Origin of the sequence: Streptomyces maremycinicus, from assembly GCF_001184025.1 — a bacterium.
Taxonomy (GTDB): domain Bacteria; phylum Actinomycetota; class Actinomycetes; order Streptomycetales; family Streptomycetaceae; genus Streptomyces; species Streptomyces maremycinicus.
Genome location: NZ_BBYG01000014.1, coordinates 465,885 through 478,569 on the forward strand (window position 1 = coordinate 465,885; position 12,685 = coordinate 478,569).

14 protein-coding genes are annotated in these 12,685 nt (G+C 73.6%); 3 read left to right on the forward strand and 11 right to left on the reverse strand.

From position 1 onward, the window contains the following. Positions 1–255 precede the first annotated feature (255 nt). On the forward strand, positions 256–714 hold the full coding sequence (locus AOQ37_RS20310) for a pyridoxamine 5'-phosphate oxidase family protein (RefSeq protein ID WP_062645979.1): 459 nt from the start codon (positions 256–258) through the stop codon (positions 712–714). A 257-nt stretch (positions 715–971) separates the two neighbouring features. Here AOQ37_RS20310 and AOQ37_RS20315 read toward each other — a convergent pair whose 3' ends face one another. From AOQ37_RS20315 to AOQ37_RS20340, 7 genes are all read right to left on the reverse strand, one after another. Further along, a complete protein-coding gene (locus AOQ37_RS20315) occupies positions 972–1,892 on the reverse strand; it encodes an aldo/keto reductase (RefSeq protein WP_062645980.1) in 921 nt (306 codons plus the stop codon). Positions 1,893–1,941: 49 nt separating this feature from the next. After that, complete coding sequence (locus AOQ37_RS20320; protein WP_062645981.1) at positions 1,942–2,805, reverse strand: hypothetical protein; 864 nt, start codon at positions 2,803–2,805, stop codon at positions 1,942–1,944. Next, positions 2,802–3,368, reverse strand: a complete 567-nt coding sequence (locus tag AOQ37_RS20325; RefSeq protein ID WP_234436958.1) for a sigma-70 family RNA polymerase sigma factor — start codon at positions 3,366–3,368, stop codon at positions 2,802–2,804. Before AOQ37_RS20325 ends, AOQ37_RS20320 begins: the two co-directional genes overlap by 4 nt. Next, positions 3,365–3,529, reverse strand: coding sequence for a hypothetical protein (locus tag AOQ37_RS40490; protein WP_159401362.1), 165 nt, complete (start codon positions 3,527–3,529; stop codon positions 3,365–3,367). The genes AOQ37_RS20325 and AOQ37_RS40490 overlap by 4 nt, the downstream gene beginning before the upstream one ends. A 260-nt stretch (positions 3,530–3,789) precedes the next feature. Beyond that, entirely contained in the window at positions 3,790–5,115 is a 1,326-nt protein-coding gene (locus AOQ37_RS20330; protein WP_062645982.1) for an aldehyde dehydrogenase family protein, read from the reverse strand. A 135-nt stretch (positions 5,116–5,250) separates the two neighbouring features. Further along, positions 5,251–6,450 (reverse strand): RNA polymerase sigma factor, encoded by a 1,200-nt coding sequence (locus AOQ37_RS20335; RefSeq protein WP_062645983.1) that lies wholly within the window; start codon positions 6,448–6,450, stop codon positions 5,251–5,253. Further along, a complete protein-coding gene (locus AOQ37_RS20340) occupies positions 6,450–6,800 on the reverse strand; it encodes a YciI family protein (protein ID WP_062646088.1) in 351 nt (116 codons plus the stop codon). Before AOQ37_RS20340 ends, AOQ37_RS20335 begins: the two co-directional genes overlap by 1 nt. A 98-nt stretch (positions 6,801–6,898) precedes the next feature. Here AOQ37_RS20340 and AOQ37_RS20345 point away from each other — a divergent pair, with 98 nt between their 5' ends. Next, positions 6,899–7,930 carry an acyl-CoA dehydrogenase family protein gene (locus tag AOQ37_RS20345; RefSeq protein ID WP_062645984.1) on the forward strand — a complete coding sequence of 344 codons (1,032 nt, stop codon included), beginning with the start codon at positions 6,899–6,901 and terminating at the stop codon, positions 7,928–7,930. Between the two features lie 225 nt (positions 7,931–8,155). Here the strand turns inward: AOQ37_RS20345 and AOQ37_RS20350 are convergent, their stop codons facing one another. From AOQ37_RS20350 to AOQ37_RS42155, 4 genes are all read right to left on the reverse strand, one after another. After that, complete coding sequence (locus tag AOQ37_RS20350) at positions 8,156–9,301, reverse strand: LLM class flavin-dependent oxidoreductase (protein WP_062645985.1); 1,146 nt, start codon at positions 9,299–9,301, stop codon at positions 8,156–8,158. A gap of 25 nt (positions 9,302–9,326) precedes the next feature. Beyond that, on the reverse strand, positions 9,327–10,511 hold the full coding sequence (locus AOQ37_RS20355) for an SfnB family sulfur acquisition oxidoreductase (RefSeq protein ID WP_062645986.1): 1,185 nt from the start codon (positions 10,509–10,511) through the stop codon (positions 9,327–9,329). Between the two features lie 7 nt (positions 10,512–10,518). Then, complete coding sequence (gene ssuE / locus AOQ37_RS20360) at positions 10,519–11,073, reverse strand: NADPH-dependent FMN reductase (RefSeq protein ID WP_062645987.1); 555 nt, start codon at positions 11,071–11,073, stop codon at positions 10,519–10,521. Positions 11,074–11,461: 388 nt separating this feature from the next. Continuing rightward, positions 11,462–11,545, reverse strand: a complete 84-nt coding sequence (locus tag AOQ37_RS42155; protein ID WP_374701529.1) for a putative leader peptide — start codon at positions 11,543–11,545, stop codon at positions 11,462–11,464. Positions 11,546–11,682: 137 nt separating this feature from the next. Between AOQ37_RS42155 and AOQ37_RS20365 the strand changes: the two genes are divergently transcribed. Beyond that, positions 11,683–12,600, forward strand: a complete 918-nt coding sequence (locus AOQ37_RS20365; protein ID WP_062645988.1) for a LysR family transcriptional regulator — start codon at positions 11,683–11,685, stop codon at positions 12,598–12,600. Positions 12,601–12,685 lie beyond the last annotated feature (85 nt).

Below are 12,685 nucleotides of genomic sequence, written 5' to 3' on the forward strand. Positions count from 1 at the left end.
TCCACGCCAGTCGCCTCGGCGGCGCCCGCTCAGGCCCACTCCGCCGGGTGAGGCCGGAGGCAAGCGTCGGCGCGGTCTCGGCCCGCGTATGCGCGGTCTCGGCCCCCGTCTGCGCGGTTTCGGCCCCCGTCTGCGGGGTGATGCGCCGGACATGCCCTAGGTCGCGAGGCCGAGGAGCGGTCGACCATCGTCCGAGGCCCGGTCGGGACCATCGTCCGAGGCGCGGGTTGCGCCGGCGCCGGTAGCGTCCCGGCCATGAAGATCACGGACCCGCCGCGCACCCCGGCGCAGCGCAGACAGGAGCTGCTGGCCCGGCTGGACGACGAAGCCGACATCTGGGTGGCCACGGCGGACCGGGAGGGAGAGCCGTGTCTCGTCGCGCTGTGGTTCGTCCGGTACGGCGAGCACATCTGGCTGGCCACCCGCCTGACCAACCCCACCGGTCGCAACCTCCGGGAGGGCGGCCGGGCCCGTCTGGCCCTCGGGGACACACGGGACGTGGTTCTCGTCGACGGCGAGGTCGAGACGTACTCACGGGAGGAGGTACCGGAGGCGCCCGCCCGGGCGTTCCTGGCGAAGACGGGCTGGGACCCGGGCCGGGACGGCGCGTCCTACGCCTATTTCCGGGTGCGGCCGGTCGCGGTGCAGGCGTGGCGCGGGGCACAAGAGCTGCCCGGGCGCCATCTGATGCGGGACGGGGTGTGGGTCGTGTAGGTGGACGGGGCAGGCGATGTGCGGGCTGGCGGGCGGCGGTGTGCCGGCCGCTCGACGGTGGCGTCGGGCGGCGGAGTGCCGCCGGTCGACGGCGGTGTGCCCGCTGCCGGGCGGCGGGGTGCCGGCCGCTCGACGGCGACGTACCAGCCGCTCGCCCGGCCCGCCGATCCGCCGATCCGCCCTGGCTGTCGGCCCGTCGGCTCTCCGTTCCGCCGTCCTGACGGCTCTCCCTCCGGCTGCCGCCGCCCCCCCTCCGATCAGTTCTCCGGCTGCGTGCCCGTGTCGTGGTGGGCGGCGTTCAGGCGGTGGAGGTCCTCGGTCGTGAGGCGCAGTGCGCCCGCCGCGACGTTCTCCGTGAGGTGTCCAGGGTTTCCGGTGCCCGGGATGGCGAGCACCTGAGGCCCCTGGGCGAGGGTCCAGGCGAGGCGGACGGCGGCGGGCGTGGTGCCGTGGGCGCGGGCGACGGCGAGGACCGCCTCGTCGTGGGCGGTGGTGGCGCCCTGGGCTCCTCCGTCGCCCGCGATGGCGAAGAACGGCACGAAGGCGATGCCCTGTTCGCCGCAGACGCGCAGGAGTTCCTCGGTCCGCGGGGCGTGGTGACCGAGACCGTAGCGGTTCTGCACGCTGACGACGGGGGCGATGGCCTGCGCCTCGGCGAGATGGCGGGGCTCGACGTCGGAGACGCCGAGGTGGCGGACCAGTCCGGCGGTGCGCAGCTCGGCGAGGGCGCCGAAGTGCTCGGCGATCGAGTCCTGGCGCATCCGGCGCAGGTACACCAGGTCGAGGTGGTCGCGGCCGAGCTGGCGCAGGTTCTCCTCCACGTGACCGCGCAGGTCCTCGGGGCGGGCCGAGGTGCCCCACTCCCCCGACCAGTCGCGGAACGGGCCGACCTTGGTGGCGATGAGCAGGTCCTCGGGGTACGGGGAGAGCGCGCTGTTGATCAGCTCGTTGGCCGAGCGCAGGGCGGAGAAGTAGAAGGCGGCGGTGTCGATGTGGTTGACGCCGAGTTCGATCGCCTCGCGCAGGACGGCGATCGACCGGCCGCGGTCGCTCGGCGTGCCGAGGTGGAAGGCCGCGCTGCCGGTCAGCCGCATCGCGCCGAAGCCGATGCGGCCGACCGTCAGGCCGCCGATGTCCCAGGTGCCCGCGGCGTCCGCGGTGATCGTTGCGGGGGTCATCCGGGCAGTCTCGCACGCGCCGCCACACCGGTTACGAGCCCGCGGCCTCTCAACAGGCCACGGTCTCCTCGCACTTGCGCAGCGCCTCCTGAACGTCGCGGCTCCAGTGCCGGGCCGTGCGCGGGGTCGCCGAGGACACGGTGTGCACGGCCGGCTCCCGGCGTTCGGGCAGCGCGCCGGACCGGGCGCGCCGGCGTTCCCCGGCGGCCGGGGTGCCGCGGGCGACGACCTCCTCGACGATCTCGGCCAGATCACCGTCGGGGAGCGGGAGTTCGAGGTCGTCGTCGACGAAGCCGACCACGGCCGGCACGTACTCGACCAGCGCCCGCAACGCCCTGGGCAGCCCTCTGCCGCCGCGCCGCAGACCACTGAGCACGTGCAGCGCAGTGGCGATCTCCAGTTCGGTGGCCTCGCGGCTCAGCGTGGCGGGGGTGATCTCCGTGTGGCGCAGCCACCAGTCGGCCTCCTCGTCCTCGCCCATCGAGCGGTGGTGGAGGTAGAGGCAGTACGAGGAGACGGTGTCCGAGGCGCCGGCGCCGTACTGCCACCAGAAGCGGGCGCTGTCCTCACAGTCGGCCAGGTACAGCAGGCTGCCGAGGATCCGTGCGCCGCAGGGCTCGGGCAGTGAGCTGCCGAGGAAGTTGCCGAGGCCCTCGAGTGCCCCGGTGCGGGTCAGCAGCGCCTCGCAGAGTGCACGCAGGTCCCGTGCGGCCGGGTGCACCCGTGCGGGTCGGCGGGCCGCCGCGGCGCGCTGCGGGCACACCCGCGCCGTGGGCCCGTCGGGGCCGCCCGCCGCCACCCGGGCGGCGATCCGGGCCTCGGCGGCCTCGATGTCCGCGCGGGTGCAGGGGGCCGTGGGGACGAGCCGCGCCCCGGCCAGCAGGGTGTCGATGTCGCTCACGTCGAAGGTCATGACCGCTCCGCCTCCTCCTCGGCGCACGATGTGTAGATCTCCCGCAGCCGGCGTTTGGCGTAGCGTTCGGTGGAACGCACGCCGGCCTCGGTGATCCCCAACTGGAACGCCACGTCGGCGGTGCTGTACCCCTCGCAGTAGCGCAGCCGGATGACGTCCCGCTGGCGCTCGGGGAGGGCGGAGATCGCCCGGAACAGCCGCAGGTTCTGCTCGATCACCTCGAAGGCGTCCTCGGCGCCCTGGAGGGTGACCGTCTCGAAGACGGCCGTGTCCATCAGCGTGGCGCGCCGGCCCCGGGCCCGGGCGTGGTCGACGACGCGGTTCTTCATCACGCGCCAGGCGTAGGCGGCGGGGTTCTCGGCGCTGAGTATCCGCGGCCACTGCCGGGCGAGTTGGACGAACGCCTCGTCCACGGCCTCCTCGGCGTCCGCGCGGCAGCGCAGACAGCGCTCGGCCTCGCGGACGTAGCGCGGCCGGTGCATCTGGTGGAAGGCGCTGAAGTCCAGGGGCAGTTTCTCCGGCGCCCGTGGGTTTCCCGCGGGTCGCAACTCCTCCTGGGTCACCGATCGCCTCCCGGGAGCCGGTGGTCCATCTCCCGGACGCCCATCCGCACGAGGGCGGCGACGGACCGGCGTGCGAGGGCGAGGACACCGGGCCCGAAGACCCGGAGGGCTAGCACGGACAACGCCACGTCGCGGGCGAGCTGTTCGAACTGGTCGTTCACGGACCCTTCGGTCCTTCCGTTGGCTGTGCGGGGCTCAGGGACCCCGGAAGGCATCGGTCACACCTTCTGCCTCCACGGCGTCCGGCGGTGCCGTTTCGTGCACTCCGGATTCGAATGTCCGATGGAATTGGCCGTTTCGGACTACGGACCGTGCCGTTCCGGGCTAATACCCGTTCCCTGACTGCCGCTCGGTGGGCTACTTCCGCTCACTCACGTCCGTTTTCGCCCGCTCGCGCCCGCTGCGCGTGTTGTGCCGCCGCTCAGCGCAGCGGCTTGTCCAGCACCGCCTTGCGGTGGCTGAACGTCTCGATGGACCAGCGGCCGTGGTAGTTGCCCATGCCGCTCTCCCCGACCCCGCCGAACGGCAGGTCGGAGACGGTCAGATGGGCGAGCGGCAGGCCGTAGCCGAGGCCGCCGGAGGAGGTCTCGGCGGCGATCCGGCCCCGGGTGTCGCCGGACTCGCTGAAGACGTAGAGGGCGAGGGGCTTGTCGCGGTCGTTGATGAACGCGATCGCCTCGTCCAGGCCGTCGACGGTGACGATCGGCAGGATCGGGCCGAAGATCTCCTCCCGCATCACGGGCGACCCGGGGTCGACGTCGGCGAGGACGGTGGGCGCGAGGTACTTGTCCGTGCGGTCACTGCCGCCGCCGACCACGATCCGCCCGGAGTCGAGCAGGGCGGCGAGCCGGTCGAAGTGACGCTCGTTGATGATGTGGCCGTAGGCGTCCGAGGCCTGCGGGTCGGTCCCGTAGAGCGTCTCGACCGCGTGGGCCAGCAGGGGTTCGAGGGCGGCGGCCGTCTCGGGGTCGGTGAGGACGTAGTCGGGGGCGACGCAGGTCTGGCCGGCGTTGAGGAACTTGCCGCGGGCCAACCGGTCGGCGACGACGGAGAGATCGACGTCGCGGTCGACGAACGCCGGTGACTTGCCGCCGAGTTCGAGGGTGACCGGGGTGAGGTGCTCGGCCGCGGCACGCAGGACGACGCGGCCGACGGTGCCGTTGCCGGTGTAGAAGATGTGGTCGAAGCGCTCGGCCAGCAGGGCGGTGGTCTCCGGGATCCCGCCCTCGACGACGGCGACCGCGTCGGTGTCGAGATACGCCGGCAGCAGGCGGGCCAGCGCGGCGGAGGTGGCGGGCGCGAGCTCGCTGGGCTTGACGACCACCGTGTTCCCGGCGGCGAGCGCGCCGACCAGCGGGGCGAGCAGGAGCTGCGCGGGGTAGTTCCAGGGCGCGATGACCAGGACCACGCCGAGCGGGTCGACCTGCGTCCACGCGGTGGCGTCGGCACCGAGGTGGGCCGGGACCGGCGCGGACTCGGGGCGCAGCCAGGCGTCCAGGTGGTCGAGGGTGTGGTCGATCTCGCGGACCGTGAAGTCGATCTCGGTGCGGTATGCCTCGGTGGAGCTCTTGCCCAGGTCGGCGTGGAGGGCGTCGGCCAGGTCGGCGCTCCGCTCGGTGAGCAGCTCACGCAGGCGGCGCAGCTGCCCGGTGCGCCAGGCGACGGGCTTGGTGCGGCCGGTGCGGAAGGTGGCGCGCAGCCGGGCCACGACGTCGGCGGGCTGCTCGGGTGTGGCGGGGGTGGTCACGGTGCCTCGCTGGGGTGCGCGGGCCTCGCGGCCCTGGGGTCTCGGTGCGAGCGGTCGGCTCGCTCTCGGCACGAGCGGCAGCTCGATGTATATGCCAACCTTTCATGCACCAAAATACATTCCCCGCGGCGCCGACTACTCCCCCGCCTGTTCGGTGAGGGCGCGTCCGCGTCCGTCCAGGAAGGCCCGTTCCGCCGGATTCCCGCTCAGCGCGAGGGCCGCCCGGTAGGCTTCCGCGGCCTCGGTGAGCCGGTCCAGGCGGCGCAGCAGGTCGGCGCGGACCGCGTGCCAGACGTGGTAGCCGTCGAGGGCCAGTGCGTCGACGAGGTCGAGGGCCCGGGCCGGGCCTTCCGTCTCCGCCACGGCCACGGCCCGGTTCAGCGCCACCACCGGGCTCGGGGCGAGTGCCATGAGCTGGTCGTACAGGCGCAGGATCTGCCGCCAGTCGGTGTCGGCGGCGCTCGGCGCGTCGCTGTGCACGGCCTGGATCGCGGCCTGGATCTGGTACGGCCCCGGCCGGTCCCGGCGCAGACAGCGGCGGACCAGCGTCTGTCCCTCGGCGACGAGGTCCCGGTCCCAGCGGCCGCGGTCCTGCTCGGGCAGCGGTACGAGCGTGCCGTCGGCGTCCACCCGCGCGCTCCGGCGGGAGTGCACGAGCAGCATCAGCGCGAGCAGTCCGGTGGCCTCGGGCTCGTCCGGCATCAGCTCGGTGAGGAGCCGGCCGAGGCGCAGGGCCTCCGCGCACAGGCCCGGGTCACCCCCGTAACCCTCGTTGAAGATCAGGTAGACGACGGCGAGCACGCCGTCGAGCCGGTCGGGCAGGTCGGCGTCGCGCGGCACGCGGTACGGGATCCGCGCGTCCCGGATCTTCGCCTTGGCGCGGACCAGCCGCTGCGCCATGGTCGGCTCGGGGACGAGGAAGGCGCGGGCGAGCTGTGCGGTGGTGAGTCCGCCGAGCAGGCGCAGGGTCAGGGCGACCCGCGCCCGCGGGGCCAGGGCGGGGTGGCAGCAGGTGAAGATCAGACGGAGCCGGTCGTCGCGCACGGGGCCCTCCTCCACGGGCGGTTCGGTGGCGTACAGCAGGACGGCCTCGGCGTGCCGGGCGTCCCGGGAGGACTCCCGGCGCAGCCGGTCGATCGCCCGGTTGCGGGCGGTGGTGATGATCCAGCCGGCCGGGCTCGGCGGCACGCCGGTCCGCGGCCAGCGCGCGACGGCGGTGGTGAAGGCGTCCTGGACCGCCTCCTCGGCGAGGTCGATGTCGCCGAGCAGGCGGACCAGCACGGCGACGGCCCGGCCGTACTCCGCGCGGAAGGCGGCCTCGACGTCGAGGGGCATCAGGCCTCGCCCATGAACGGACGCACCTCGACGGGAAGGGTGGTGGCCCAGGTCGCCCGCCGGCCCCAGTGCAGGGCGGCGTCCAGGTCCGGCGCCTTGATCAGGCAGATCCCGCCGAGGTACTCCTTGCCCTCGGCGTACGGGCCGTCGGTGACGAGGACGTCGTCACCGTCCGGCCGCAGCACGGTGGCCGTCTCCGGGCCGTGCAGTCCCCCGGCGAAGACCCAGGCGTCGGCCTCGCGCAGTTCCCGGTGGAACGTCTCGAGGTTGCGGCCGATCTCCGCCATCCCCTCGGCCGACGGGGGTTCGCCGTCGGTGGGCGTGATCACGCTGAGCAGGTAGTACTTCATGACGTCCTCCATGCGGTCGTGCCGTTGTGTCACCTCCTACACGAACGGCGGCCCCCCGGATCGACACCCCGCGCCGCGGAACCGGAAGAATCCCGCCCATGACCGCACCGCATCCCCTCGTCACCCGCGCCCGCAGTCTCGCGGACGACCTCCTCGCCCCGCACGCCGAACAGGTGGACCAGGGCGAGGTCCCCGCGAGCCACCTCGCGGAGATCCGCCGCTCGGGCCTGCTCGGGCTGAACGCGCCACAGGAGTACGGCGGGGCCGCGGCGCCGGGTGCGGTGGTGCGCGAGACGACGGAGATCCTGGCCGGGGCGTGCTGCTCGACCTGGTTCGTGCAGGCACAGCACCACACACCCGTACTGACCCTGGCCGGGAACGAGGGCCCGGCGCGTGAGCGTCTGCTGGGGCCGCTGGCGACGGGTGAGCTGCTGTCGGGGGTCGCGTACGCGCATCTGCGGGCATATCCGCGTCGCCCCGTCCGGGTCACCCGGGAGCGGGGCGGCTGGCGCTTCGACGGGACGGTCCCCTGGTACACGGGGTGGGGCCTGAACGATGTGCTGCTGCTCGCGGGCGTCACCGACGCGGACGAGGTGCTGTTCGCCTTCACCGAGGCCCGGGAGCGGCCGGGACTGCGGCCGTCGGCCCCGCTGCGGCTCGCCGCGCTCACCGCGGCCCGCACGGTCTCCCTGGAACTGGACGGCCTGTGGCTCCCGGAGGACGCGGTCGCGCTGCGCACCCCGCACGGGCGCTGGTCGGCGGCGGACCGTCGCAGGACGGTGAACGCCAACCCGGCGGTCTTCGGTCTCACGGAGGCGGCCCTGTCCCTGCTCGACGAGGCGACGGCGGCCCCGCTGCGCGCCCGGCTCACCAAGGTCCGGAGCCGGGCCTACGCTCTGATGGACGGCGCGGCGCCCGAGGAACACCTGGCGGACCGGCTGGCCCTGCGGACACAGGCCCACGAGGTGATGCGGACGGCGACCACGGCAGCGGTGGTGACCGGTGGCGGCCGCTCCATGCTGCTGACGAACAGGGCCCAGCGCTTGGCGCGGGAGGCCCTGTTCCTCATGGTCCAGGCCCAGACCCAGGAGTCACGGGCGGCTCACCTCGACGCACTGACCGACGACTGAGGGGCCACGCCCGCACCTCCGTGTCACCGGTCGGCCGCCCGCCCGGGTGCCGGCTCCGGCGATGCGGCGAGGAGGGGCTCGAGCAGGCCGGGACGGCTGCGGTAGAACGCACCGGCGCCGGATCCGGGGGGCGCACCGGGCGAGGACCGCGCTGACGGTCGGGGGGACACGGGCGCCCGATCGTCACCCGGGCGGGTCACGCTGTGCCGCCGCGCGGAGGACCGCTCAGTTCGCGAAGGGTACCTGCGGGGAGGGAGCGGACGCGTCGCGGCGCGGATGGTGCCAGAGGCCCTCCGCCGCCAGCCTGGGCAGCACGCCCTCCCCGAACCAGTACGCCTCCTCCAGGTGCGGGTACCCGGAGAGCACGAACTCCTCGATGCCCAGCGCCGCGTACTCCTTGATCAGGTCGGCGACGTCCGTGTGGCTGCCCACCAGCGCCGTCCCCGCCCCGCCGCGGACCAGACCGATCCCGGCCCACAGGTGGGGATGGATCTCCAGTCCGTCCCGGCTTCCGCCGCCGTGCAGGGCGAGCATCCGCCGCTGTCCCTCGGACTCGCTGCGCGCGAGCCCCGCCTGGACGGACCGCACGGTCTCCGGGTCGAACCCGGCGAGCAGCCGGTCCGCCTCCGCCCAGGCCTCCTCGGCGGTGTCCCGGGTGATGACATGGAGCCGGATGCCGAACCGGAGAGTCCGCCCCTCCTTCGCCGCGAGTTCCCGGATCCAGGCGATCTTCTCGGCGACCTGGGCCGGCGGTTCGCCCCAGGTGAGGTAGACGTCGGCGTACTTCGCGGCGACCTCGCCGGCGACCGGCGAGGAGCCGCCGAAGTACACCTCCGGCACCGGGTCCGGCAGCCGGGCCAGCTTCGCGTCCTCGACCCGGAGGTGCTCGCCGTCCAGGTCGACGGTCCCGCCCTCCCACAACTCCCTTACGACGCGCAGGAATTCGCCGGTCCGGCGGTAACGGGCGTCCTTGTCCAGGAAGTCGCCGTAGGCCCGCTGCTCGTGGCTCTCGCCGCCGGTGACGACATTGAGCAGGAGCCGTCCGCCGGTCTGCCGCTGGAAGGTGGACGCCATCTGCGCGGCGAGCGTCGGCGAGACGAAGCCGGGCCGGAAGGCGACCAGGAACCGCAGCCGCTCGGTGTGCTGGCTGACCATGGCCGTGGTCAGCCAGGCGTCCTCGCACCAGGCCCCGGTCGGGGTGAGCGCGCCCACGAAGCCGAGGTCCTCCGCGGCACGGGCGATCTGGCTCAGGTAGGCGACCGTCGGCGGCCGGTCCCTTCCGGAAACGGTGGCCGGGGTGCCGTGGCCGCCGCCGACGACATCGCGGCTGTCGCCGTTGGTGGGGAGGAACCAGTGGAAGGTGAGGGACACGGGGGGTCTCCGATCAGGAAGGCGGCTAGAGCAGGCCGTGGCGCGGGGGCCGGGTGCCGTTCAGGGCGAAGCGTCCGAGGTGCTGGATCTTCCAGCGGGTCGGGTCGTGCAGGGTGTGGGTGCGGGCGTCGCGCCAGTACCGGTGCAGGTTGAGCGGGCGGAGCGCGGACCGGGTCCCCGCCACCTCGAACAGGGCGCCGGAGACCTCCACCGCGGCTCTCGCCGCCTGCACCTTGGCCGCGGCGACCGCCAGGGACGCCCGGGCGGCGGTGTCGTCGGTGAGTCCGGCGCGTGCCGCGTCGACGGACCGGGCGGCCTCGCGCAGCAGCGCCTCCGACGCCCGTACCTCCAGGTCGAGTTCACCGAACCGCTGGATCAGCAGTGGGTCCTCGGCGGCCGTGTCGACGCCGGACTCGAACCACGGCCGGCTCTTCGTCCGCACGAACTCCGCCGCCTCGGCGAGCGCGCCCGCCGCGATCCCCGCGTCGATCGCGGCATGCAGCAACTGGGCCACCGCGCCGTGCAGTTGCGGCCCCTCGAAGGTGAGGTGGTGCGGCAGTACGCGATCCGCCGGCACCGGCACGGCGTCGAGGCGGACGGTACCGCTGGCCGTCGTCCGCTGGCCGAGCCCGTCCCAGTCGTCGATCACGGTGAGGCCGGGCGCGCCGGACGGCACGTACGCGACGTGCAGCCGGTCGTCCTCGGCGCGGGCGAGGACCGGGATCCAGTCGGCGAAGAGGGCGCCCGTGGAGTAGTGCTTGACGCCGGTCAGGACGTACGAGCCGTCCGGCCGGGGCTCCAGGCGGGTGCGGATGTCCTGGATGTCCTTGCCGCCGGCCTCCGACTGGGCGTTGCCGAGGCGCCGGCCGGCCAGCAGCTCGGCGAAGAAGAACTTACGCTGTTCCGGAGTGCCCTGACGGCGGATCACGTTGACGTAGGCGAAGTGGCTCTGCGGGATCTGGGCGAGGCTCCCGTCGGCGGTGCCGAGCAGGCGGAGGATCTCCGCGAGGGTCAGGGCGCTCACATCCGCCCCGCCGTGGTCGGCGGGGACGGTCACCGCGAGCAGTCCGGAGGCGGACAGCCGGTCCAGCTCGGCGCGCGGCAGCCGTCGCTCGGCGTCGCGCGCCGAGGCTCCCGCGCGGAACTCCTCGGCCAGCGAGGCGGCGACGGCGAGGGCCTCGGCGTCGTCGGCGATGACATGGGCGGACATCGTGCGCTCAGCTCGCCGCGGCCAGGTACGGCGTCCGCCCGAGCGCGGTCGAGAACTGGTCGACCACGTGGGAGAGCGCCTCGGTGGCGCCCGGGGCGACCGAGACCGAGCCGTCCTCGTGGGCGGTGATGTCCTTGTCGAGGGTGAACCAGCCCTGCACGATGTGGGCCGCGCCCATGGAGTTGAGCACGGGGCGCAGCGCGTAGTCGATGGCGAGGACATGGGCGGTGGAGCCGCCGGTGGCCAGCGGCAGGACCGTCTTGCCGGTGAGCGCGTACTGCGGGAGCAGGTCGAGGAGCGCCTTGAGGACACCGGAGTAGGACGCCTTGTACACCGGCGTGCCCACGACGACACCGTCGGCGCGGGCGAAGAGTTCGGCGGCCTCGACGATCGCCGGGTGCCGGAAGTCCGCGCCGAGCAGGGCCTCGGCCGGGATGGTGCGCACGTCGAGCGGGATCACCTCGTGTCCCTGGGCGGCGAGCCGCTGGTCGAGGTGGCGCAGCAGACGGCCGGTGCGGGAGGAGGCGGAGGGGCTGCCGGAGACGGACAGAACGGTGGCCATGGGTCCTCTTTCGAAGGAACCCGGGGCACCCCGGCAGGGCGGGGCGCTCCGGTGGGAGCGGTCAGGAGTGGCGGTGGGTGCGGGCGGTTCGCCCTCGAGGACCCGGCGACCGGCCTCGCGGCGCCCGTGGGCGGCGGGGTCGTGGAGCGGGTGGGCACGGTCGGAGCCGACCGGGGGCCGGACTCCTCCTGTACGTCCGGGAGTCGCGCCCGACGGTTCACGGACCGGGGGCGCGGGAGGCGCTTTCCGACGCGTGGCGCGTGCTGTTTTCCGGCGCGCCGAATTCACCGGCGCGGCGGCGCCGACACGAATGCGGACGCCGGGAAGCGGGCGGACGCGGGGAATTCGGAGGGGGAGAAGGAAAGGCGCGGCGGACCGGGGGGACGGATCAGACCGCGGCGCAACAGGAGGCGCTGGATACGCGCGCGAGGTCGACATGGCGTCGTCGCGTGAGGTCCAGTCGCAGCTTCATGTGCTCGATCGTGGCAGCCGCGCGCGAGGGCAGTCAAGGCAAACCCGACCGGTCTCGTATCGCGGACCATTGAATTTCACGAAGGCGTGACAGGGAAACCCTTGAACGCGCGCCGGTCCGGCCCGCAATCTTCCGTCGTGCGTACGGAACAACTGGAATACATCGCGGCGGTCACCCGGCTCGGTTCGCTGCGCCGGGCCGCCGACGAACTACGGCTTTCCCAGCCCGCGTTGAGCGAGACCGTACGGAATTTGGAGCGCGAGCTGGGAGTGGATCTCCTGGAGCGCAAGCGGTCCGGTGCCACGATGAGCGCGTCGGGCCGGGAACTCCTGCCGCACATCATCGGGGTGCTGGAGGCGGTGGACCGGCTGCGCTCGGCGGCGGGCGAGCAGCATCGGATCAGCCGGATGGTGCGGGTCGGCACGGTGAACGCGGCGACCGTGCCGCTGCTCATCCCGGCGGTCGAGGAGTTCCGCGCCGGGCATCCCGTGACCCAGGTGGAGGTGGTGGGGGCCCAGCAGACCGACATCCACCGGACCCTGCTGGAGGGCGGGTTCGACCTGGGTCTGGTCAACCACCTGGAGGGCGACGACATGCCCGCCGAGTTCGAGTCGACGGAACTGCTGCGGGGCCGGCCCGTGGTGTGCGTGCGTCCCGACAGCCCGCTGGCCGCCGCGCCGTCGGTCTCGGTGGAGGACCTGCTCGGCGTTCCGCTGATCGGGATGCGGTCCGGCTACGTCATGCACCGCTATGTGCATCGGCTGCTCGACGGACGTGGCCTGTCGTTCGCCTACTCCACCGACGGGGCGGAGATGGGCAAGCTGATGGTGGCCGAGGGGCTGGGCGCGACGGTGCTGCCCGACTTCAGCGTGGTCGGGGATCCGCTGGAGCGGTGCGGGGCGCTCACCCACCGGCCGATCACCGGTGACACGACACGGGTGCTGCTGATGCTGAAGCGGCGGCGGGCGGAGTCCGTACCACAGGCGGCACGGGACCTGCACGAGGTCTTCGTACGGACGGCGCGGACGCTGAGCGCGACACCCGGGGCGCCGTAGGCGTGCGGGCACCGGGGTGACCGTCTCATGATTCACTCGTTTGACGGAGCACCAGAGCAGTACGTCACCCGCCCGCGGAAGGTAC

Excerpts from the sequence above, each read along its gene's own strand:
- AOQ37_RS20310 (WP_062645979.1), top strand. The coding sequence starts at position 256 with ATGAAGATCACGGACCCGCCGCGCACCCCGGCGCAGCGCAGACAGGAG.
- AOQ37_RS20315 (WP_062645980.1), bottom strand. The coding sequence starts at position 1,892 with ATGACCCCCGCAACGATCACCGCGGACGCCGCGGGCACCTGGGACATC.
- AOQ37_RS20320 (WP_062645981.1), bottom strand. The coding sequence starts at position 2,805 with ATGACCTTCGACGTGAGCGACATCGACACCCTGCTGGCCGGGGCGCGG.
- AOQ37_RS20335 (WP_062645983.1), bottom strand. The coding sequence starts at position 6,450 with ATGCCCCTCGACGTCGAGGCCGCCTTCCGCGCGGAGTACGGCCGGGCC.
- AOQ37_RS20340 (WP_062646088.1), bottom strand. The coding sequence starts at position 6,800 with ATGAAGTACTACCTGCTCAGCGTGATCACGCCCACCGACGGCGAACCC.
- AOQ37_RS20345 (WP_062645984.1), top strand. The coding sequence starts at position 6,899 with ATGACCGCACCGCATCCCCTCGTCACCCGCGCCCGCAGTCTCGCGGAC.
- AOQ37_RS20355 (WP_062645986.1), bottom strand. The coding sequence starts at position 10,511 with ATGTCCGCCCATGTCATCGCCGACGACGCCGAGGCCCTCGCCGTCGCC.
- ssuE (WP_062645987.1), bottom strand. The coding sequence starts at position 11,073 with ATGGCCACCGTTCTGTCCGTCTCCGGCAGCCCCTCCGCCTCCTCCCGC.
- AOQ37_RS42155 (WP_374701529.1), bottom strand. The coding sequence starts at position 11,545 with ATGAAGCTGCGACTGGACCTCACGCGACGACGCCATGTCGACCTCGCG.